A 22,147-nucleotide genomic window follows, 5' to 3' on the forward strand; every position below is an offset into this window, starting at 1 on the left:
GCGTGACAAGCCTCGCGAGGTACAGAGCGCTCCCGGTGCTGGAGAATGGGTATCCACTCACCGCTCTCTGAGCCAATAGCGGACGCGTCTCTAGAACCAGGTCTCCGCCTGCATGCCAAAGCTCCACTGACTGCCGGCATAACCCTTTTCGCCGAAGGCGTCGTCGCTGGCGAAGTCATTGAGTTCGTCGTCCCAGGTGATATAGGACGCGAAGACGCGAAGTTCCGGACGCTGGAAGAAGCCGCCCACGAATGGCTTGAAGGTCGGAGCGATGGTCAACTTGCCGAAGTTACCCTGTACCTTCTGGCGTCCCTTGTAGCCTTGGGGGTCGAGGTCCATGGTCTGGTAGCTGGCTTCATACTGCATCTCGAAGTTTGCGGTGATCTCGTTGGCAAGACGGGTGTTGAAAGAGGCCCAGAAGTAGTCGTCGTCATGGACGAAACGATCCTTGCTGACCTCGGCCAGCAGAGACGGTGCGATTCGCCAGTGAGGGGAGAGGTAGGTGGTGCCGTAGACGGCCAGGCGTGTCGCACGGGCGTCGTCGAGCAGCTCGCCGTTGGCGCCGATCTGCTTGACCTCCGCGCCGAGGCCCTCGCCGTGCAGCAGCGCGGCCATGAAGGTTCCTTCGCCCAGGCCGAAGAAGCTGTCGCCGCGGTAGGCCAGCATCCCGTGCACGCCGCTGTCGGCAGCGGTGCCGCTGCCATCGACGATGCGCTGGTCGTTGTCGTTGGCGGAGAGCGCGCTGAGCATGACCTGCCAGGGGCCGACGTAGTTGTTGGCGGTCAGCACCACGCTATCGGTGTCGGCGCTGATCTCGGTGTTTTCCGGATCGACGTTGAAATCGTCGAAGCTGCGGCCGTAGAGCGTGAAGTTACCGCGCCAGTCGTCGCCCAGCTCGACGTCGTAGACGCCTCCGCCGACGCCCGCCAGCTTGACCACATCGCTGTCGATCCAGTGGACGTCGAAGTTGTTGCGGTCCAGGCGCTTGCCGGCCCAGAGCGTGGCGTTCTCGAATGCGGTGCCCTCGAAGCTGGGCAGTTCGGAAAGCTCGACAAACACCTGGCGGACATTGAGGCTGGACTCATCGGCGGTCCAGTCATTGCTGGTGGTGACCGAATCGGCGAGGGCGAGCTGGAAACGCTGTTTGGCGCCGTTTTCGTAAGTCTTCAGGTGATTGAAGCGAGCGTGGACGTAGGTGTCCGGCTCATTGCCGAGCCGGCCCACCGCGCCACCCACCGAGCCCGCCGGGGTCACGTAGGGGCCGCCCGGAATACTCTTGCCGTCGTTACCCAGCAGTAGCCCCGAGCGGGCGTAGGCGCTGAAGGAGAACTCGTCCCCGCTGTCGATCTCCTTTTCCAGAGCGGCAAGGCGCGTTTCATAGTCGCTGCTGTCGTCAGGGCGACGCTCCGACTCGAGTCGCGCCACGTGCGCCTCGGCGTCCCGGGCACGCTGCTCGGCGGCGGCTACCCGAGCCTCCAGCGCCTCGAGACGAGCTGCCAGGTCGGCATCGTCCGCAATGGCCGATGTGCTGGTACCCAGGGACAGGGCCAGGGAGGAGAGAATCAGCCGGGATGAATTGTTCATTCTAGTATCCTTCGTACCTTGAGTGAGCCGTTGTTATTGGTTTTCGGGCATGAGTGCTCCCCGGGAGGGGAGAGCCGATGCTCTCCCCTCCCTCGAGAAGCGGACTTCATGGGGGGGATCCGGGCTAGTCGGCGAGCAGTTCGCGCTGCCCCGCCAGGGTGAAAGCGTCGGGATCGATGAGGCGCCCTTCGGCCTCCACCCGCCCGTCGTCATGGAACAGCACGCGGCCATACTCCGGGTCCTCGACGACCCAGGCTTGCTGCTCGCGCACGAGGGGGAGTTGATAACGCGCGAGGAACGCTTCCGCCGAGAAGCCGCGTCCCAGCCGCACGACCCACCAGCTGCGCTGCCCGGGAACGCGCAGCTCGTGGTGGGCCGAAGCGCCGCACTTCATCAGCTTCGGGGCTTCGCTGGTGGTCAGCGCCAGCACGCCGAGCCCTGAGCGGGCGGCGGCGCCACGCTCGTTGAGCCGCCACTCGTCGAACGCCGGGGTGGGGAACCAGCAGTGGGTGAAATCCGGCTGGCTATCGTGGCCTTCGAACACCACGATGGCCAGGCTGCGGTACTGCTGGACGCGGGGAATGCTGGCCGAGCCACCCCAGAACGAGGGTCGACCGAACCCCGCCTGTACCCGCTCACCAGGATGATTGATCCAGATCTGGGCGTGCGGGTCAGTGCCGATACGCGCGTGAATCAGCGTCTCCTGATAGCCCCACTCGAACCAGCGGTAGCGGGCGGTGCTGCCCATGGCAGTGTCGCGGGTCTTGTAGTGGTAGAGCCGGGCAAAGCCGTTCTCGCCCTGCTGATAGGCCCACTCCTGGCCCTCGTCATCCTGCCAGCACGCCTGCTGGCCCAGTGACTCCGGCAGCGTCAGGCCATGATCGCGCAGGCACAGCGCCAGTTGTGCCAGGCAGTGGACATGGGCGCCGAAGCTGCCGGTGCGCCACAGCAGACGCGCCAGCCCGGTCAGTTCCAGGGTGTCGGCGACACACAGTGAGTGCTGGTAGCTGCGCCCCTGGGCGCCGGTGAGAACGCCCTGATGCGCCGAGTTGGCGACGATCGTGGCCAGCCGCTCGATGGCCCGCGCCGCCCGCTGGCGCAGATCGTCGTCGGGGCCGAGGGCGAAAATCGCGGTGAACCCCTTGAGGTCGATCGGGAAGTAGGGCGCTGAGTTGAACTCGGCCATCTCCGCCTTCTCGAAATGGTCGAACCACGCCATCAGCCGTTGGCGCCCCGTCTCGCGCTGCTCGGCGCCGGTGCGCCCCGAGCGCCGGAAGCGCGCTTGCGGGTGCAGATGGCCGGCCAGGTAGCAGGCGGTGTGGAAGAGCAGGGCGTGGTTCTCGGAGAAGTACCACTGCACGTCGTTGCCCGGTTCGTCCATCCAGTAGCGGTAGTCGAGGATGGCGGCATCGATGCGTGCCACCAGTGCCGGCGCCAGCCGGTGCCCGTGTTGGGTTCGCGCCCACAGCAGCGGTACCAGCGAGAAATCGGCGCAGTCGTAACACTGCTCGATGGCCGGCAGCTCCGCCTCGATGATCCTTTCGGCGGTGGCGCGCATCGCCTCGCTGCCCTCGTCAAGGCAGGCCAGGGCGCGTTCGGTATCCGACTCGGCGTTGGCGGCGATCCAGGCCAGCGTCTCGTCGATGCGGTCGTGCAGCTCCGCGGCGGGCGCGCCCAGCGCGGTACGCCGGGTGATCTCCGCCCCCAGTCGCAGGTCGGTGACAAAGCCATCGTGGTCGAACGTGATATCGAAATAGCGGTAGTCGGCGGGCAGTTCACGAGACTCGCAGAGAGATGCCCGCTGCGCCCCGGCGGGGAGTTCGAGCTGATATCGCTGGAGGCCGTGGGACATGAAGTGCCCGGCGACCTCCACCCTGGCCGTCACGGACCGTGTGAACGGCTGGGGGCAGACCAGTTCGATCGCCTCGCCGTCGTAGACGGCGCGATCGAGGTGCATGGCCTCCAGGGCGCGCTCGACCTCGCGCACCGTCTCGGGGTCGGCCGTGAAGGGGTAGCCGACCTGGGCATCGGGGCCGTCGAGCCAGACCAGCGAGAGGCGAATCACCGCGTCGCGTTCGCACAGATCCTCGAACTGGAAGACGATGTCGTTATCGCCGGCCTGCAATTCGGCCTCGAACTCGGTCTCGTCCATGGCGTTGCGGGTCGCCGGCGACAGCCAGCCGGCGCTGTCGCCATTGACGTAAATGCGTGCCGCGCCGCAGATTCCCGCGCGCAGCCGCGCCTTGCCCGCTTGTTCGGCCCGTATGGCGGTCCGCGCCCAGCCGCGGATGCGGGTGGGGCGGAACCAGAATCCCGACAGGTCCAGCCACGGTGAGCCCATGGGCAGCACGTTGCGGGCCGCGCGCCAGTCTGGCAGCGGCTGCGGCTCGAGCGGTCGATCGCGACGTTCGGCGATATAGGCGGTACGGCAGGGGTAGGTGTGCGGAATCCAGTTCTTCTCCTTGGTCAGGAAGAAGGTGGAATCCATCTCGCCCTCCATGGTGGTGTCGGCCACGTCGTAGGCCGCCTCCACCAGCGGCAGTACCTGCCAGTAGGTCAACGGTTCACCAACTCGCAGGTTCATCAGCGCAGGCTCTCGATGGCAACGGGATCGACGTCTTCGTAGGCCTGGTTTTCCCCGGTCATGCCCCAGACGAAGGCGTAGGGGCCGGTGCCGGCGCCCATGTGGATCGACCAGGCCGGCGACAGCACCACGTCGCCATTGGCCACCACCAGGTGGCGAGTGTTGTCGGGGCGCCCCATGAAGTGCATGACGCGATCCTCGGCGGCCAGATCGAAGTAGCAGTAGGCCTCCATGCGGCGCTCGTGCAGGTGCGGCGGCATGGTGTTCCACAGCGAACCGGGGGCCGGGTCGGTGATCCCCATCAGCAGCAGGCACGAGGGCGCCACCTTGGGGTGCACGTACATCGCCAGCGAGCGCACGTTGCTTCTGGCCGCGTCGCCCATGGTGATGACCTTCGCTTCCGATTTGGGAATCAGGCGATGGGGGATGTCCGCGCCGGCGGGCACCGAGTTCATGTAGAAGCGGGCCGGTGCGTCGGCCTCGTCGCTGCCCAGGGTGATCTCCTTCGCCCCGCGACCGACGTAGAGCACATCGCGGTTGGCCAGCGCATGGCGCTCCCCGTCGATCTCGATCCAGCCCGGCTGGCCCAGGTTGGCAATGCCCATCTCGCGCGCATCGAAAAAGAACGGCGTACCCACCTCGCTGCCGTCGCCGAAGGTCAGCGGAGACTGAAGAGGCACGGCGCCGCCGACGATCATCCGGTCCAGATGGGTATAGGTGAAGGCGATCTCACCGGGGGTGAAAAGCCCCTCGACCATGAAGGTGTCACGTAGTGCGGTGGTATCCATGGCGTCGATCTGGTTGGGGCCGGCGCCGTAGCGTGTGGTCATGCTCATGGTGTTGCTCCCTGAGGGATGGAAGAGAAAGGACTCAGCGCGCCAGCCAGCCGCCGTCCACGTTCAATACGGTGCCGTGGATGTAGTCGGCGGCCGGCGACGCCAGAAAGACGGCGCTGTCGGCGATATCGCGGGGCTCGCCCCAGCGGCCGGCGGGAATACGCGCGAGGATCGTCTCCGAGCGCTCGGGGTCGTTGCGCAGCGCTTCGGTGTTGTTGGTGGCGATATAGCCCGGCGCGACAGCGTTGACGTTGATGCCGGAGGCCGCCCACTCGTTGGCGAGCAGCTTGGTCAGCCCCGCCACGCCGTGCTTGGAGGCGGTATAGGAGGCCACGCGAATACCGCCCTGGAAACTGAGAAGGGACGCGATATTGACGATCTTGCCCGTGGCCCCACGCGCCAGCAGCGCTTTGGCGAACGCCTGGGAGGTGAAGAAGAGCGCCTTGAGATTGACGTCGATCACGTCGTCCCAGTCCGCTTCGGTGAAGTCGACGGCGTCGGCGCGGCGAATCATGCCGGCGTTGTTGACCAGCACGTCGATACGGCGGGACTGAAAAAGATCCCTCGCCGCCATGGGGTCGGCGAAGTCGATGGTCATGACTTCGGCGGTGCCACCCTTCGCCGTGATGGTGTCCACGGTCTCCTGCGTCGAACGACGCCCGGCGCAGATGACGCTGGCACCCGCCTCGGCGATGGCGATGGCGATGGCGCGGCCGATGCCGGTGTTGGCACCGGTCACCAGCGCCACGCGTCCCGTGAGTGAAAATCGTGACATGGGAACTCCTCTGATTCGTCAGTCTTTCCAATTGATCGGGCTGTCGTTCCCGCGGATTACATCAGCCCGAAGAGGCGCGGCAGCCCCAGCGACAGCCAAGGGATGTAGGTGACCATCAGCAGGGCGATCACCAGCGCAAAAAAGAACGGCAGAATCGGTTTCACGACCTGGTCGATACGCAGTCCGGCGATCGAGCAGCCGACGAACAGCACGCTGCCGACCGGTGGTGTCATCGAGCCGACGCCCAGATTGAAGATCAGCATGATGCCGAACTGCACCGGATCCATGCCCATCTGCTGGGCGATGGGCAGAAAGATGGGCGTGAAGATGAGCACGGCGGGGGTCAGATCGATGAAAAAGCCGATGACCAGAAGACACAGGTTCATGATCAGAAAGACCACGATCAGGTTGTCGAACTGCAGAATCGTATCGGCAATCATGTCGGGGATGCCCGCGATCGTCATGACGTAGGACATGACCCCCGAAGAGGCGATGAGAAACAGGATGGAGGCTGTCAGGATCGCCGAGCGGCAGAAGATCCGCAGGTATTCCCGGGGCGTGGTCATGCGGTAGGCCAGCGAGAGGATCAACGCGTAGAGCACTGCGACCGCCGCCGCCTCGGTCGCGGTGAAGACGCCGATGACGATACCGCCGATGATCACCACGATCATTCCCAGTGCCGGCAAGGCGCGAAGAACGATCTGCAGCGCCTCGCCAGGCGTGCTGCGAACGCTGCTCCGGTAACCGCGCTTCCTGGCGATGATGCCCGCCACGATCATGACGGTCAGGCCCATCAGCATGCCCGGGATATAGCCGGCAATGAACAGTGCCGAGATCGAGGTCCCACCGGAGACCAGCGAAAACAGAATCAGTGGACCGCTGGGGGGAATCAGAATGCCGGTGGGAGCGGAGGCGATATTGACGGCGGCGGCGTAGTCGGGCGCGTAGCCCTCCTTGCGCTGCAGTGGCCCCATGGTGCCGCCCACCGCCGCTGCGGCGGCGATCGACGAGCCGGAAATCGCGCCAAAGAGCATGTTAGCGATCACGTTGGTATGGGCCAGGGAGCCCGGCAGCCGCCCGCCTACCAGACGGGCCAGATCGATCAGGCGAATGGCGATACCGCCCTTGTTCATGATGTCGCCGGCCAGAATGAAGAAAGGAATGGCCAGCAGCGTGAAGCTGTCCAGCCCGGAAAACATCTTCTGCGTCGAGATGAAAAGCGCAGTTTCCGGAGGCAGATAGGCGATACCCACCAGCAGCGAGGAGGAGACGATCGCCACCGCTATCGGCGAGCCCATGAAAAGCAGCAGGAAGAAGATACCGAACAGGACGAACGCGGCGTTGAGCGGATCCGCCATGAAGTTCATGTAGGCAATCATGTCAGAGCTCCCCGGCGCCGGATTTGGCATAAGGCAAGCGCAGGCGACCGGTCATGATCAGAAAGACATTCAGGATCTGGAGGATGAAGATGATCACTGCCGATATCGGCAGGATTGAATAGGCGTACCCCATCGGAATCTGCATGATTGGCGACATCTGGGTCAGCGCCGATAGGCTGGCTTTCCACCCGCCCAACAATAGGACGAATCCTGCAAAAACCAGCACGACAACAGAGTTGATGAGATAAAGAACACGCCCGGCCTTTTCCGGCAGCAGTGAAGGAATCAGGTCCAGAGCCAGGTGCCTGTTGGTGCCAAAGCAGTAGGCCGCACCTGTCAGCGCCATCCATATCATCAGAAAGCGCAGGGTCTCCTCAGTATAGAGGGCGGGAACCCCCAACAAGTATCGTGTCGTCACCTGCCAGAGCATCAGGCAGACCATGGCGATCAACATCGTCGCCATCAAAACCAGAAGAACTCTTTCCAGCCATCTCTTGAACGAAAGCATAAGATCACTCCGGGACCGAACCACGGAAATAGAAGCGTGCCGTTTTCTGAATGATGATTAATGGGTCGGTATTTAAAGATTGAATATCGAAACTTAATTTTGCAATATGAAAAAAAATTTCATTAGTTATACGATAGTCATAACTATCGGATCCGCGAAAGGGCAATGCGAAAGGGCAATGCGATGAAGAAAAAGGGAAGGCGGCTGAAGCTTGCCGATGTGGCGGCTCACTGCAATGTTTCGATCAGCACCGCGTCGCGAGCGCTATCGGGGACGCCGGGGGTGCGGGCCGACCTGCGCGAGCGCATTCTCGCCACCGCGCGGGAGCTGAATTACCAACAACCCAGTACGCTGGCCGGTCAGCGCATCGTGGTACTGGCCAGCGCCAGGGCGATGGTGGACTACCAGCGCAACCAGTTCACGACCCATGTGCTCTACGGGATCAAGGCGCAGGCCAAGCTGCTGGACATGGAACTTGAGATGCAGAGCGCGCCGGATCGCCAGAGCGAACTGGCGCTGCTGAAAGAGGCCGAAGCATCGAAAGAAGTGGCCGGGCTGCTGTTCCTGGCGGTGGACGACGAAGTCGTGCTGGCGCAGGCGCGAACGCTGGCCAAGCCCATCGTGCTGGTCAATGGCGACGACCCGTTGATGCAGCTTTCCAGCGTGGCGCCGCACAATCGCGCAGCGGCGGCGGCCGCCACCCAGTATCTCGTCGACCTGGGGCATCAGCGCATTCTGTTCTGCACCAACCCGGGGCGTCGCACCATCGAGCGGCGCCGCGAAGGCTGGCTCGAATCGCTGCCCGTCGAGGTGCAGGCAGATCGGGACGACCTCGTCGTCGAGGTCGAGGAGTGGACGCCGGAAGCGGCGAGGGTGGGAATCGCGGCAAGGCTCGATCGGGGCGACGATTTCACCGCCGTGCTGTGCGCCGGCGACAGCCTCGCCATCGGCGTGGTGCTGGAACTCCGCGCCCGCGGACTGCGGGTCCCGCAGGATATCTCGGTGGTCGGTATCGACGGACTCCCCCAGGGCGAATTCCTGGCACCCGCGCTGACGTCAGTACACGTTCCCATGCACAGTATCGGTCAGGCCGCGGTCAATCTGATGCGCGAACATGTGCTCGATGAAAGTTTCATTGCCCGTCGTGTCGAGCTCGCCTGCGAACTCGTCGTGCGCTCCTCATCGGGACTAAAGTCCTAGTTATGAAAATTTTTTTCATATAGATATTGGTTTTCATCCCGGGCAGAATCGATCCGAACCCTGCGGAAGCGTTGCGATAAACGATCGCGGCTGCGGATGGATAGACGGGAGAAAACCATGAAATTATCTACAACGGTTGTCACCGTATTTTCGGTGGTAACTCTGAGTATCGCCAGCGCTAATGCCGATGTACGAATGAGGCTGGCCAACGCGTTGTCAAAGGATCATCCGAGCAGCGTCGTGCTTCAACAGTTCGCCGATGAAGTTCGTGAAAAAACGGATGGCGAGGTGTCGATCCGTCTTTTCGTCAATGGCGTGTTGGGCTCCGAACGGGAAGTCCTCGAGCAACTTCAGAATGGTGCCGTTGATATCACCCGCGTCAGCGCGGCAAGTCTGGAAAACTTCGATCCCGTTTTTCGCGTTTTTTCACTCCCTTATATTTTCGAGGATGAAGACGATTTCTACGAAAAAATGAGGGGGCCTGTCGCCTCAACCGTTTACCAAGCGACAAAAGACGATGGTTTCCAGGGGCTGACCTTTTTCGACAGCGGTGCCCGCTCTTTCTACACCATCTCCAAGCCGATCGAGACGCCCCAGGATCTGCAGGGGCTCAAGCTTCGGGTGATCAACTCCAATACGTCGATCCGCATGGTGGAACTGATGGGGGGGACACCGACGCCGCTTCCCTACGGAGAGGTCTACACCGCGCTGCAGTCGGGCGTGATCGATGGTGCCGAAAACAATCCCACCGCCCTGACCATCGGCCGCCACGGTGAAGTGGCGAAATACTACTCCCTCGATCAGCACCAGCGTATTCCCGACTTTCTGGTGATCTCCAACCGTGCCATGGAGAAGATGACGGGCGAGCAGCAGGAGATTGTCCGCGAGGCGGCTGTCCACGCCACTGAGGCCTATCGCGGGCTGTGGGACGAAGCGGTGCGAAAAGCCCTTGCCGATGCCCGCGAGATGGGGGTGGAGGTCAATCGGCCTGACAAGGAGCCGTTTCGTCGCGCCGTTCAGCCGCTGATCGACGAGTATCGTCGAGACGACACCGTCGGCCCCCTGCTGGAACAGATCGTTTCGGATTGAACTCTCCCCGACGTGAGTGGGCTGTCTAGCGAGGCATGCGCCTTGATCCCGTGGATCGTGAAGGCGTCGCGTCAAGCGGCTTGCTCACCCTCGTTCAGCTCAAAGTGTTCCCGGTTACATGGATGGTTGTGTCATGAGCGCTCTGCCAGAAATTTCGAAAGATGGACTGAAACGTCATATCGCGCTTGTCATCAGAGGGCTGACCGAACTGCGCCACGACGGTCGCTTTCACGAACCCAATCTCGATGGCACCGCGGGCGATTACGTCAGTTTCAACAGTTGGGAGTGGCCCCAGGGCGTCGGACTCTACGGGATCGCCAGGCTCTGGCAGCATACCCATGATGAAGAGGCGAAAAAGCTGCTGGAGAACTGGTACGAGACCCAGTTGTCCTCCGAACTGCCTCCCCTCAATGTCAATACCACCGCGCCGATGCTGGCCCTGTCGATCCTGTGGTCGGAAACCGGCGATCCCCGCTGGGAGGAGGCCCTCGCCAGTTGGGCCGAGCGGTTGATGGCGGAGATGCCACGCACACGCTGCGGCGGGTTTCAGCACAATGTCTCGGACAAGATCAACGACGACGAGCTCTGGGACGACACCCTGTTCATGGTTGCGCTTTTCCTGGCCAACTATGGCCGGGCCGCCGACCGTCCGGAGCTCTCCGAAGAGGCCTGCCTTCAGTTCCTGGTGCACACCCACTACTTGAGCGAGCGCGAAACCGGCCTGTGGTTCCACGGCTGGACGTTCGACGGCCATCACAACTTTGCGCGGGCCCGCTGGGCGCGGGGCAACTCGTGGATTTCCGCCGGCCTGCTGGATTTCCTCGAAACCGCCGACCTGACACCGTCGCTCGAGCGTTATTTCGGCTGGGTACTGCGTGCCCAGATGGAAACCCTGCTCGACTACCAGTGCCCCAACGGCGCTTGGCGAACGCTGGTCGACGATGAGATCTCCTATGAAGAGATCTCCGCCACGGCGGCGTTCGGCTACGCCTTCCTGAAAGGGGCGCGTCTCGGTTACGGCGACGAACGTTGGGAGCGTGCCGGCAGATTGGCGCTGCAGGCGGTGATCGACAACATCGAGGAAGACGGCACGGTTGCCAACGTCTCCTACGGTACGCGGATGGGAAACACGCTGCAGTTCTACCGGGACATCCCGATCCATCCCACCGCCTACGGGCAGTCGATGTCACTGCTGTGCCTGGTGGAGGCGCTCCAGCACTGAGTCTTTCTCAGCGACATCGATGAAGCTGGCCTGACGTTGCGCAGGCCTGTCCCATACGGCCACCACAGCCTCCTAGACTGAATGCCCCCTCGCTGCAACCACCCCTTCTCACGCTATTGGACAATTGATTAAACGCTGCTTCACGCTCTAGTCTGTGCCGATTGCCGGCTGTCTGACAGGCCGGCATCACAACGACAAGCGGCCACAAGCCGATATCACAAGAACAGCGATAGCTGTGCAGGAGATGGATAATGAAGAAGACGCTGCTTGCGGCTGGCATCGCCGCCATGATGCTGGGCGCGACCCCGGTCATGGCCAAGACGCTGGTCTACTGCTCCGAAGGCTCGCCGGAGGGGTTCGATCCCTCGCTCTACACTGCTGGCACCACCTTCGATGCGTCGAGCAAGACGATCTACAACCGCCTGGTCCAGTTCAAGCCGGGTACCACCGAAGTCGAGCCGGCCATCGCCGAGAGCTGGGACGTGTCGGACGACGGCCTGGAAGTGACCTTCCACCTGCGCGACGACGTTAAGTTCCAGACCACCGACTATTTCACCCCGAGCCGCATGCTCGACGCGGACGACGTCATCTGGACGTTCGAGCGTCAGATGGACGAGAACAATCCGTACTACAAGCTGGCCAACGGCAGTTTCGAATACTTCAACTCGATGTCGATGGGCGAGTTGATCAAGTCGATCGACAAGGTCGACGATCACACCGTGAAGTTCGTGCTCACGCAGCCCAACGCGCCCTTCGTGGCAAACCTGGCGATGGATTTCGCCTCGATCCACTCCAAGGAGTACGAGCAGCAGCTGCTCGACGAGGGCAAGCCGGAGCTGGCCAATCAGCAGCCGATCGGTACCGGTCCGTTCCAGTTCGTCAACTATCGTGAAGACGCGGCCATTCGCTACCAGGCCAACCCGGACTATTTCCGCGGCAAGCAGCCGATCGACAACCTGGTCTTCGCGATCACCTCCGATGCCCAGGTTCGTTATCAGAAGCTGATGGCCGGCGAGTGCCAGGTGATGCCGTTCCCGAACCCGTCCGATGTTCAGGAAATGCAGCAGAACGACGATATCAACGTGCTCGAGGAGGCCGGTCTGAACGTGGCTTATCTGGCCTACAACACCCAGATGGCGCCGTTCGACAAGCCGGAAGTGCGCAAGGCACTGAACATGGCGATCAACAAGCAGGCGATCATCGATGCGGTGTTCCAGGGTGCCGGCCAGGTGGCCAAGAACCCGATTCCGCCGTCCATGTGGGGCTACAACGACGCTATCCAGGACGATCAGTACGATCCCGACAAAGCCAAGCAGATGCTCGAGGACGCGGGGGTCGAGAACCTGAAGATGAACATCTGGGCGATGCCGGTCCAGCGTCCGTACATGCCCAACGCGCGCCGCACCGCCGAGCTGATGCAGTCGGACCTGTCCAAGGTCGGCGTCGACGCGCAGATCGTCACCTACGAGTGGGGCGAGTACCTGAAGCGCTCGTCGGACACCAAGCGTGACGGTGCGGTCATCCTCGGCTGGACCGGCGACAACGGCGACCCGGACAACTTCCTGGGCGTGCTGCTCGGCTGTGACGGTGTCGGCGGCGCCAACCGCTCGCAGTGGTGCTACCAGCCGTTCGACGATCTGATCCAGAAAGCTCGCACCCTGGATAGTCAGGAAGAGCGTGCCAAGCTCTACGAGCAGGCCCAGGAGATCTTCAAGGAGCAGGCACCTTGGGACACCCTGGCCCACTCCACGGTCTTCATGCCGTTGCGCAAGGAAGTGACCGGCTACAAGATCGATCCGCTCGGCGGCCATAGCTTCGAAGGCGTCGACATCGAGTGATTCTCTCCTAGCGAAGACGCGGGGCGGCCCTGACAGCCGCCCCGCGTCTTAACGCGTGACTAGCCAGTACTCCAAAATGTTCAAATTCTTTCTGGTCAAGCTGGCGCAGCTGGTCCCGACGTTCATTGGCGTCACCATCGTTGCGTTCGCTTTCATTCGCCTGTTGCCGGGCGATCCGATTCTGCTGATGGCGGGGGAGCGCGGCATTTCCGCCGAACGCTACGCCCAGCTCGAATCTCAAATGGGCTTCGACCGCTCTCTGGTCGTCCAATATCTCGATTTCCTGAAGGGATTGCTTCACGGCGATCTCGGTAACTCCCTGGTGACCCACGCGCCGGTGATGGACGAGTTCATGAGCCGCTTCCCGGCGACGCTCGAACTCTCGCTGTTCGCGCTGGCGTTCGCCGTGATCATCGGCCTGCCGGCGGGTGTGCTGGCGGCGGTCAAGCGTGGCAAGACGCTCGACCACACCATCATGGGGGTCAGCCTGACCGGCTATTCGATGCCGATCTTCTGGTGGGGCCTGCTGCTGATCATGCTGTTCTCGAGCACCCTGGGCTGGACCCCGGTCTCCGGGCGCATCTCGTACATGTACTTCATCGAGCCAGTCACCGGCTTCATGACCATCGACAGCCTGATCGCCGGCGACTGGGGCGCGTTTCTCTCCTCGCTGCACTACCTGATCCTGCCGTCGATCGTGCTGGGGACGATCCCGCTGGCGGTCATCGCCCGTCAGACCCGCTCCTCGATGCTCGAGGTGCTGGGCGAGGACTACGTGCGCACCGCGCGAGCCAAGGGATTGTCCAACTTCCGCGTGATCATGGTGCATACCCTGCGCAACGCGCTAATTTCGGTGGTGACGGTGATCGGGCTTCAGGTCGGCCTGCTGCTGGCGGGGGCGATCCTGACCGAAACGATCTTCTCGTGGCCGGGCATCGGCAAGTGGATGATCGATGCGATCTCGCGACGTGACTACCCCTCGGTGCAGGGCGGCCTGGTCCTGATCGCGTTCATCGTGATGATCGTCAATCTGCTGGTCGATCTCGCCTATGGCGTCATCAACCCGCGCATTCGCCACTAACAGGGGGCTATCATCATGAGTACCATTTCTACCCCCGCCGCACCCGGTTCGTTCCGCTACCAGCTGGCCTCCTTCTGGAGCGACTTCAGCGCCAGTCGCGGCGCGCTGGTCGGCCTGATCTTCATCGTCTTCATTCTGCTCGTCGCGCTGTTCGCGCCATGGGTCGCGCCGCATGACCCGGCGATGCAGGATCGTGCCGCGCTGCTGGTGCCGCCGGTGTGGCATGCCGAGGGTAGCTGGAACTACGTCCTCGGCACCGACGCGGTAGGTCGCGACATCCTCTCGCGACTGATCTACGGCGCGCGCTATTCGCTCTCGATCAGCGCCATGGTGGTGGTGATCTCGATGGGCGTGGGCATTTTCCTCGGCCTGCTGGCCGGGTATTTCCGTGGCTGGATCGAGACTGTCATTACCCGTGTGATGGACGTGGTGCTGGCGTTTCCCAGCCTGCTGCTGGCACTGGGCCTGGTCGCCATCCTCAGCCCCGGTCTGACCAGCGCCATGATCGCCATCGCGCTGGTGCAGTTGCCTTACTTCGTGCGGCTGACGCGGGCCGCGGTGATTGGCGAGAAGAATCGCGAGTACGTCATCGCCAGCCGGCTCTCCGGTGCCGGGCATCTGCGCCTGATGTTCAACACCTTGCTGCCCAACTGCATGGCGCCGCTGATCGTGCAGGCGACGCTCTCTTTCTCCACTGCGATTCTCGATATCGCGGCGCTGGGCTTCCTGGGCATGGGTGTCCAGCCGCCGACGCCGGAGTGGGGCGCGATGCTGGCCAACGCCCGCGAGTTCATGGGTAGCGCCTACTGGGCGGTGACATTTCCGGGGCTGATCATCCTGCTGACTGTGCTGATGATCAACCTGATGGGCGACGGCCTGCGCGATGCGCTGGACCCGAAGATGAAAAGATCGTGAGCGCTTCGCTCGCCCTGGCGCATGGCGTTCGGGGCGGGTGCGGCGACGCGATGAGGAGTTGTCATGGCATTACTAGATATCGAAGGGCTCAGCGTTCGCTTCAAGACCAGTAGCGGCCTGTTTGCCGCCGTGGAAGGCGTCGACATCAACGTCGACCGTGGCGAAGTGTGGTCGATCGTGGGCGAATCCGGCTCGGGCAAGTCGGTGTCCATGCTTGCCACCATGGGCCTGCTGCCGTGGACGGCGCAGGTCACCGCCGACAAGATGACATTCGACGGCCAGGATCTGCAGCAGCTGAGTTCGCGCCAGCGCCGGCGCATCGTCGGCGGCGAGATGTCGATGATCTTTCAGGAGCCGATGAGCAGCCTCAACCCCTGCTTCACCGTCGGCACCCAGATCGACGAGATGATCAAGCAGCACCTGGGAGGCTCGCGTAAGGAGCGCCACGAACGAGCGCTGGATCTGCTGGCGCAGGTGGGGATTCCCGATCCGGCGCGACGGATCAAGGCCTACCCGCATCAGCTATCCGGCGGCATGAGCCAGCGGGTGATGATCGCCATGGCGATCTCCTGTAACCCGCGGCTGCTGATCGCCGACGAGCCGACCACCGCGCTCGACGTCACCATCCAGGCGCAGATCCTCGAGCTGCTGCTGCGGCTGCAGGAAGATACCGGCATGGCGCTGATCCTGATCACCCACGACATGGGCGTGGTGGCGGAGACCGCCAAGCACGTGGTGGTGCAGTACGCCGGCCGCCAGGTCGAGAAACAGGACGTGAAGTCGCTGTTCGCCAACCCGCGCCACCCCTACACCGAAGCGCTGCTGTCGGCGCTGCCGGAGCGCGCAGGCAATCAGGCGCGACTGCCGACCATTCCCGGCGTCGTTCCCGGCCAGCACGATCGGCCGAGCGGCTGCCTGTTCAATCCGCGCTGCCAGTACGCCACCGAGCATTGTCGCGAGGTGGAGCCGGTACCAGCCGCGGACGATCCCGCCCGTACGTTGTGTCACTATCCCCTGGAAGACGGGATCTCGCCGTCGCCGGCTGCGGCGGGCGCTGCGCGAGACAACCCGCAATCCAGCCCGCATAGAGAGGTGCGCCCATGAGCCGCGATGCCGTATTGAGCGCCGTCAATCTCACCCGTCACTATCAGATCAAGGGCAGCCCGTTCTCCAAGCCGGCGACGGTGAAGGCGCTCAACGAAGCGACCTTCGAGCTCTATCCCGGCCAGACGCTGGCGGTGGTCGGCGAGTCCGGCTGCGGCAAGTCGACCCTGGCCCGGGTATTGACGATGATCGAGCCGCCCACCAGCGGCAAGCTGACGATCAGTGGTCACGAGGTGTCGTTGAAGGAGGGGCAGCGGCCGCCGGCGGCGCTGCGCCGCGAGGTCCAGATCATCTTCCAGAATCCCTACGGGTCGCTCAATCCGCGCAAGACCGTGGCGACCATGCTGGAAGAGCCGCTCAAGCTCAATCGCAAGGAGATGAGCGCTGCCGAGCGCCGCGAGGCGGCGCTGGAGATGATCGCCAAGGTGGGCCTGCGCCCCGAACATGCCGATCGCTATCCGCACATGTTCTCCGGCGGCCAGCGCCAGCGCATCGCCATTGCGCGGGCGCTGATGCTCAACCCCAAGATCCTGGTGCTGGACGAGCCGGTCTCGGCGCTGGACCTGTCGATCCAGGCCCAGGTGCTCAACCTGCTGGCGGATCTGCAGGAGGAGTTCGGGCTGGCCTACGTGTTCATCTCCCACGACCTGTCGGTGGTGCGCCGCATCGCCGACGACGTGATCGTGATGTACTTCGGCCAACCGGTGGAGACCGGGCCGGCGGAGGAGGTGTTCACCACGCCGCGCCATCCCTACACCCAGGCGCTGTTCTCGGCCACGCCGGTGGCGGATCCCAACCGCCGCCGCGAGCGCGTCCACCTCAAGGGCGAACCGCCGTCGCCGCTGGCGCCGCCGCCGGGCTGTCCGTTCGCGCCGCGCTGCCATCTGGCGACCGAGGAGTGTACCCAGCTCGATCCGCCGCTGGATCCCGTCAACGACCGGGTCGAGGTGGCCTGTATCCATGTCGATCAGGCCGCCGCCAAATACGCCGTGGCGGGCTGACGCGACGCGGGATACGCGGGCGTGGATCTGCGCCGGTCGGTGGGCGAGAAGATCAGACGGCGAAGAGGGATGACAGCGGCGTCAGCCTTGCCGCATGTTCGAGGCGGCGATCCTGGTCGTCGAACAGGTGCAGCGGGCCGTCGACGGCCAGCCGGATCGCGCCCTGCTGTCGAATGCCGGATGCGGCGAGCGCCGTCACCGGCAACCTGGCTGTCAGCGGCTCGTGATGTTCCGGCAGCCGGCAGTGAACCAGGGCATCCACGCCCAGCGGTTCGATCATCTCCACCGTGCCTGCCAGCTCTCCCTGCGGGTCGAGTCTCAAGTGCTCCGGGCGCAGGCCGAGCGTGGCCGCCCCAGGGTCGCCGGAGAGCTGGAGCCCAGCACACAGGTGGGCGCCGTCGCGAGCCCGTTTGACGGGTATCAGGTTCATCGCCGGCGAGCCGATGAAGCGGGCCACGAAGCAACTGATCGGCTTCTCGAACAGTGCCATCGGCGTGCCGATCTGTTCGATGCGACCGTCGCGCATGACCACCAGCCGATCGGCTAGCGTCATCGCTTCTACCTGATCGTGGGTGACGTATAGCATGCTGGCCCCCAGCCGCTGCTGGAGGCGCCGAATCTCCAGGCGCATCTGGACGCGCAGCGCCGCATCCAGATTCGAGAGTGGCTCGTCGAACAGGAATACGGTTGGCTCGCGGACGATGGCGCGCCCCATCGCCACGCGCTGGCGCTGTCCGCCGGAGAGTTGGCGGGGACGACGCTCGAGCAGGGCATCGATACCCAACAGTGTCGCCGCCTCGTGCACCCGACGCTCGATCTCCGCGCGGGGGCGCCGCTGCAGCTTGAGCGCGTAGGCCATGTTGTCGAACACGCTCATGTGCGGATAGAGCGCGTAGTTCTGGAACACCATCGCTATCCCGCGCTCGGCCGGCTCCAGGGCGTTGGCGACGGTCTCGCCGATGATCAACTGGCCACCACTGATGGCTTCGAGACCCGCCACCATGCGTAGCAGCGTGGACTTGCCGCAGCCCGATGGGCCCACGATGACCATCAGCTCGCCCGCTTCCAGGGTCAGGTCCAGCGCCTCGACGGCTCGATGGCCGCCCGGGTAGGTCTTGGACAACTGGCGGCAGGTCAGTGTGGCCATGGTGGTTCTCCACGGTTGGAAATCATTTCTCAGTATCGGTCAGGCCACGCACGAAGAAGCGCTGCATGGCAATGATGACCGCCACCGGCGGCAGCACGGTCATCACCGCCATGGCGGTGGCCAGTTGCCATGGCGGCAGGGTGTCGGTGGACTGGACGAGATTCTTCAGACTGATCACGGCGGTGGCGTGTTCCGGCGAGTTGGCCGCCAGCAGGGGCCACAGGTACTGGTTCCATCCGTAGATGAACATGATCACGAACAGCGCCGCCAGGTTGGTCTTCGACAGCGGCAGCACGAAGTCCTTCAGGAAGCGCAGCGGCCCGGCGCCGTCGAGCCGGGCGGCCTCGAATAGCTCTTGCGGCAGACTCATGAAACTCTGGCGCAGCAGGAAAGTGGCGGTGGCGGAAGCAATCAGTGGCAGGATCATGCCGGCATAGGTATCGATCAGCCCGAAGCGCGCCACCACGCCGTAGGTCGGCACGATGCGCACTTCCACCGGCAGCATCAGGGTGATGAAGATCAGCCAGAAGCAGAGCGTGCGGCAGGGGAAGCGGAAGAACACGATGGCGTAGGCGGCCAGCAGCGAGATCGCGATCTTGCCGATCGCGATGCCGAGTGCCATCACCAGTGAGTTGCCCAGCAGCCGCAGGGCGCTGACACCGAGTCCCGCGATCGGCTGTGACAGCAACTGCCAGTAGTTGGCCAGCCCCTCGCTGCCGAACCACAGCGGGGCGATACCGCTCTGCAGGTCGCCCGCGCTATGGGTGGAGGCGGTGAGTGCCAGCCACAGCGGCAGTCCGAACACGATCACGCCGAGCAGCAGCAGCAGATGGGTCAGCCGGTCGAGATGAGGGCGGTGGTAGCGCATCAGTACTGGACCCGTCGTTCGAGATAACGGAACTGGACGAACGTGAGCGCGCCGACCAGCACCATCAACAACACCGACTGGGCGCTCGAACTGCCCAGATCGCGTGCCACGAAGCCATCCTCGTAGAGTTTGTAGACCAGCGTGCGGGTCGCGCCGCCAGGTCCGCCGAGGGTGGTGTTGTCGATGGTGGCGAAGGTCTCGAACAGCACGTAGACGCTGTTCATGACCAGCAGGAAGAAGGCGGTCGGCGAGAGCAGCGGCAGCGTGATGCCGACGAATCGCCGGAACGGGCTGGCGCCGTCGATGGCCGCTGCCTCGAGCAGCGAGGCCGGGATCATCTGCAGCCCGGCGAGAAAGAACACGAAGTTGTAACTCATCTGCTGCCAGATCGAGGCGATCACCACCAGCAGCAGCGCCTGCCCGGGATTCAACTGGGCGTCCCAATGGATGCCGAAGCCGGCCAGCGCATGGGTCAGCACACCGAGTACCGGGTCGAACATGAACATCCATAAAAGGCCTGCGACCGCGGGCGCGATGGCATAGGGCCAGGTCAGCAGGATGCGGTAGAGTCTGGCGCCGTGCATCACGCGATCGGCGAGCACTGCAAGCAGCAATGCCAGCCCCATGGCGCCGACCGCCACCAGCACGCTGAACAGCGCCGTCACCCCCATGGCTTGCCAGTACTCCGCCGAGGCCATGACCCGCTGGAAGTTCGCCAGGCCCACGAAGCGTTCGCCGAGTCCGAAGGCATCCTGAACATAGAACGCCTGACGCAGCGATTCCGCGGCCGGCCAGAAGAAGAACACGGCCACGATGGCGAGCTGCGGCGCCAGCAGCAGCCAGGGCGTGAAACGGTGGCGTTCGAATGTGGTCATCGATGGTTAGGCGGGTGGCTTGAGCCGCCCGCCGCTAGCGTGGGGAAAATGAGAATTGGCGCCAACGTCAGTGCGCCACGCTCTGTTGGAACTGCGCCAGCTCCTGGTTGCCACGCCGGGCGGCCTCGTGCAGCGCCTCGGCAGCCGGCTCGTCACCGTTGAAGGCTTTCTCCAACTGCTCGGCGATGATGTTGCGGATCTGCGGCATGTTGCCCAGGCGCACGCCACGGCCATTGTCATCTGGCGTACCGCGGGTCAGCTGATCGATTGCCACGCTGGCCCCCGGGTTGTCCGCGTAGAAGCCTTGGGATTTCAGGCGCTGGTATGCGGCGGTGGTGATCGGTACGTAGCCCGTGAAGCTTGCCCAGTCGGCCTGAATGGCGGGGGAGGAGAGGAAATTCAGGAACTTGGCCACGCCGCGGTAGACGTCGTCGGAGTGTCCCCGCATGACCCACAGCGAGGCGCCGCCGATGATCGAGTTCCTGGGCTGGTTCACCGCCTTGGCGTCATAGGGCAGCGGGGCGATGCCGAAGGTAAACTTGCCCTTGGCGGCCTCCTGGATGCCGGCCCGTGAGGCGGAAGAGGTAGTCAGCATGGCGCAGCGGCCCGACTGGAACCGCTTGGTGCCGCTGTCGGCGCGGCCGCCATATTCGAAGGCGTGGCTCTTCTGCCACTCGGCCAGGTTCTGGATGTGTGCCACGGTCGCCTCCTGCTTGTCGAACACCAGGCGAGCGTCGGTGCCATCGAAGCCGTTGGCATGGGTGGCGAAGGGCAGGTCATCAATGGCGCTGAAGTTCTCGAGTTGCGTCCAGCTTGGCCAGGCGGTGGTCAGCCCGCATTCTGAGGCGCCGCTTTCGACCAGCTTGTGGGCCGCCTCACCCACCGCTTTCCAGGTCGCCGGTGGCGTCTCGATCCCGGCCTTCCGGAACGCATCCTTGTTGTAGTAGAGCACCGGGGTGGAGGAGTTGAACGGCATCGACAGCATTTGGCCGTCGCTCGAGGTGTAGTAGCTCTTGACCGCGGGCAGGAAGGCGTCGGGATCGAACGGCGTGTCGGTTTCCTCCATCAACTGATGGATCGGATAGATCGCGCCCCGCGCGTTCATCATCGTCGCGGTGCCCACTTCGAAGACCTGAGTGATAGCCGGGGCCTGATTGGCGCGGAAGGCAGCGATGGTCGCGGTGAGATTGTCGCTGTAGCTGCCTTTATAAACGGGCTTGACCACATACTCGTCCTGCGAGGCGTTGAACTCGTCGGCGATCTCGTTGACCTTCTCGCCGAGCACGCCCTCCATGGCATGCCACCAGGTGATGGTGGTCGCCGCCTGGGCCGAGGAGGAGAGTGACAGGGTCGCCAGAGCGGCGTAGCAGAACAGGTGATGAAGTCGCAAGGCAATATCTCCGGGCAGTCGAGCGGGGGAAATGGAGCACTGGTGGCGTACCTTAGAAGAGAAAGATGTCAGTCCGATGGCCGTGCTGTGACGGTGCCGCACTTACGCGTCGAGTCGGAGGCGGGCATTCACACGGCCCTGCGACCTTTTGCGGCCTTTCGCTCGGCGCTGGATTGGCTACGCTGAGTGGGAGTTCGGTGTCCTGCCTGGCGAAACACTGGCGTTTACCGCGGCTGGCAGTACACGGTCTTCTAGCGACCAGCGAGTCGATCGCCAACCAAGGGGGTAGCGACCATGTCTCAACGGATTCTGGTACCGATCGACGGTTCCACCAGTGCGCGCAAGGCGCTGGAGCATGCATGCCTTGTCCGGCGCGCGACCCAGGCACGGATTCACCTGCTGCACGTTCCCGAGGTGCCGATAGCCAAGGATGCGCTAGGCGCGAAAGTCGGTGCTGCGCCGGCCGACTATACGCCGGAGAAAGGACGCCTGGCGGGAGAGCGCCTGCTCGAGGAAGCCTGGCAGGCCGTGGCCGGTGATGCGGAAGACGTGACCTATCACGTCGTGGAAGGGAGACCCGCGCAGGTGATCGTCCAGCAGGCGACCGACCTCGGCGTCGACATGATCGTCATGGGCAGCCGCGGTCTCAGCGATCTCAAGAGCCTGGTGGTCGGCAGCGTGTCGCACAAGGTATCGCATATCGCCCCTTGCCCGGTGATCACACTGCACGTACCGGATTAGGCGCTGCCGG

The 22,147-nt window shown here is 63.6% G+C and carries 19 protein-coding genes; 9 read left to right on the top strand and 10 right to left on the bottom strand.

The window, feature by feature from the left end:
- Window positions 1-90 precede the first annotated feature (90 nt).
- The 6 genes from F0A16_RS18420 to F0A16_RS18445 form a co-directional block, all read right to left on the bottom strand.
- Entirely contained in the window at window positions 91-1,584 is a 1,494-nt protein-coding gene (locus tag F0A16_RS18420) for a carbohydrate porin (protein ID WP_149436953.1), read from the bottom strand.
- A 124-nt stretch (window positions 1,585-1,708) separates the two neighbouring features.
- Window positions 1,709-4,168, bottom strand: a complete 2,460-nt coding sequence (locus F0A16_RS18425) for a hypothetical protein (RefSeq protein WP_149436954.1) — start codon at window positions 4,166-4,168, stop codon at window positions 1,709-1,711.
- On the bottom strand, window positions 4,168-5,004 hold the full coding sequence (gene kduI / locus F0A16_RS18430; RefSeq protein WP_149436956.1) for a 5-dehydro-4-deoxy-D-glucuronate isomerase: 837 nt from the start codon (window positions 5,002-5,004) through the stop codon (window positions 4,168-4,170). Before kduI ends, F0A16_RS18425 begins: the two co-directional genes overlap by 1 nt.
- Window positions 5,005-5,038: 34 nt before the next feature.
- On the bottom strand, window positions 5,039-5,779 hold the full coding sequence (kduD, locus tag F0A16_RS18435; protein WP_149436958.1) for a 2-dehydro-3-deoxy-D-gluconate 5-dehydrogenase KduD: 741 nt from the start codon (window positions 5,777-5,779) through the stop codon (window positions 5,039-5,041).
- A gap of 56 nt (window positions 5,780-5,835) precedes the next feature.
- Window positions 5,836-7,158: a TRAP transporter large permease gene (locus tag F0A16_RS18440; protein ID WP_239023883.1), complete on the bottom strand. Its 1,323-nt coding sequence runs from the start codon at window positions 7,156-7,158 to the stop codon at window positions 5,836-5,838.
- Between the two features lies 1 nt (window position 7,159).
- Window positions 7,160-7,666 (bottom strand): TRAP transporter small permease, encoded by a 507-nt coding sequence (locus tag F0A16_RS18445; RefSeq protein WP_149436960.1) that lies wholly within the window; start codon window positions 7,664-7,666, stop codon window positions 7,160-7,162.
- A gap of 165 nt (window positions 7,667-7,831) precedes the next feature.
- On the opposite strand from F0A16_RS18445, the gene F0A16_RS18450 reads away from it, so the two are divergent.
- The 8 genes from F0A16_RS18450 to F0A16_RS18485 all read left to right on the top strand — a co-directional run bounded on the left by F0A16_RS18450 (window position 7,832) and on the right by F0A16_RS18485 (window position 17,116).
- Window positions 7,832-8,866 (top strand): LacI family DNA-binding transcriptional regulator, encoded by a 1,035-nt coding sequence (locus tag F0A16_RS18450; RefSeq protein ID WP_149436962.1) that lies wholly within the window; start codon window positions 7,832-7,834, stop codon window positions 8,864-8,866.
- A 96-nt stretch (window positions 8,867-8,962) separates the two neighbouring features.
- Window positions 8,963-9,955, top strand: coding sequence for a TRAP transporter substrate-binding protein (locus tag F0A16_RS18455; protein ID WP_223119826.1), 993 nt, complete (start codon window positions 8,963-8,965; stop codon window positions 9,953-9,955).
- A gap of 133 nt (window positions 9,956-10,088) precedes the next feature.
- Entirely contained in the window at window positions 10,089-11,177 is a 1,089-nt protein-coding gene (gene bglB / locus F0A16_RS18460; protein WP_149436964.1) for a beta-galactosidase BglB, read from the top strand.
- A 251-nt stretch (window positions 11,178-11,428) separates the two neighbouring features.
- A complete protein-coding gene (locus F0A16_RS18465; protein ID WP_149436966.1) occupies window positions 11,429-13,015 on the top strand; it encodes an ABC transporter substrate-binding protein in 1,587 nt (528 codons plus the stop codon).
- Window positions 13,016-13,091: 76 nt separating this feature from the next.
- Complete coding sequence (locus F0A16_RS18470; RefSeq protein WP_149436969.1) at window positions 13,092-14,096, top strand: ABC transporter permease subunit; 1,005 nt, start codon at window positions 13,092-13,094, stop codon at window positions 14,094-14,096.
- A 15-nt stretch (window positions 14,097-14,111) separates the two neighbouring features.
- Window positions 14,112-15,011 (top strand): ABC transporter permease subunit, encoded by a 900-nt coding sequence (locus tag F0A16_RS18475; protein ID WP_149436971.1) that lies wholly within the window; start codon window positions 14,112-14,114, stop codon window positions 15,009-15,011.
- Between the two features lie 63 nt (window positions 15,012-15,074).
- Window positions 15,075-16,115 carry an ABC transporter ATP-binding protein gene (locus tag F0A16_RS18480; protein ID WP_149436973.1) on the top strand — a complete coding sequence of 347 codons (1,041 nt, stop codon included), beginning with the start codon at window positions 15,075-15,077 and terminating at the stop codon, window positions 16,113-16,115.
- Window positions 16,112-17,116, top strand: a complete 1,005-nt coding sequence (locus F0A16_RS18485) for a dipeptide ABC transporter ATP-binding protein (protein ID WP_149436975.1) — start codon at window positions 16,112-16,114, stop codon at window positions 17,114-17,116. Before F0A16_RS18480 ends, F0A16_RS18485 begins: the two co-directional genes overlap by 4 nt.
- Window positions 17,117-17,168: 52 nt before the next feature.
- Here the strand turns inward: F0A16_RS18485 and F0A16_RS18490 are convergent, their stop codons facing one another.
- The 4 genes from F0A16_RS18490 to ugpB form a co-directional block, all read right to left on the bottom strand.
- Window positions 17,169-18,263, bottom strand: coding sequence for an ABC transporter ATP-binding protein (locus F0A16_RS18490; RefSeq protein WP_149436977.1), 1,095 nt, complete (start codon window positions 18,261-18,263; stop codon window positions 17,169-17,171).
- 22 nt (window positions 18,264-18,285) lie between these two features.
- Window positions 18,286-19,131: a sn-glycerol-3-phosphate ABC transporter permease UgpE gene (gene ugpE / locus F0A16_RS18495; RefSeq protein WP_149436980.1), complete on the bottom strand. Its 846-nt coding sequence runs from the start codon at window positions 19,129-19,131 to the stop codon at window positions 18,286-18,288.
- The gene (gene ugpA, locus F0A16_RS18500) at window positions 19,131-20,006 is read right to left on the bottom strand and encodes a sn-glycerol-3-phosphate ABC transporter permease UgpA (RefSeq protein ID WP_149436982.1); all 876 of its coding nucleotides are present in this window, start codon (window positions 20,004-20,006) and stop codon (window positions 19,131-19,133) included. Before ugpA ends, ugpE begins: the two co-directional genes overlap by 1 nt.
- Before the next feature lie 67 nt (window positions 20,007-20,073).
- Window positions 20,074-21,396, bottom strand: coding sequence for a sn-glycerol-3-phosphate ABC transporter substrate-binding protein UgpB (gene ugpB, locus F0A16_RS18505; RefSeq protein WP_149436995.1), 1,323 nt, complete (start codon window positions 21,394-21,396; stop codon window positions 20,074-20,076).
- Between the two features lie 294 nt (window positions 21,397-21,690).
- On the opposite strand from ugpB, the gene F0A16_RS18510 reads away from it, so the two are divergent.
- Window positions 21,691-22,137, top strand: a complete 447-nt coding sequence (locus F0A16_RS18510) for a universal stress protein (RefSeq protein ID WP_149436998.1) — start codon at window positions 21,691-21,693, stop codon at window positions 22,135-22,137.
- The last annotated feature ends 10 nt before the right edge of the window (window positions 22,138-22,147 follow it).

Origin of the sequence: Salinicola corii (assembly GCF_008298015.1) — a bacterium.
Lineage (GTDB): Bacteria > Pseudomonadota > Gammaproteobacteria > Pseudomonadales > Halomonadaceae > Salinicola > Salinicola corii.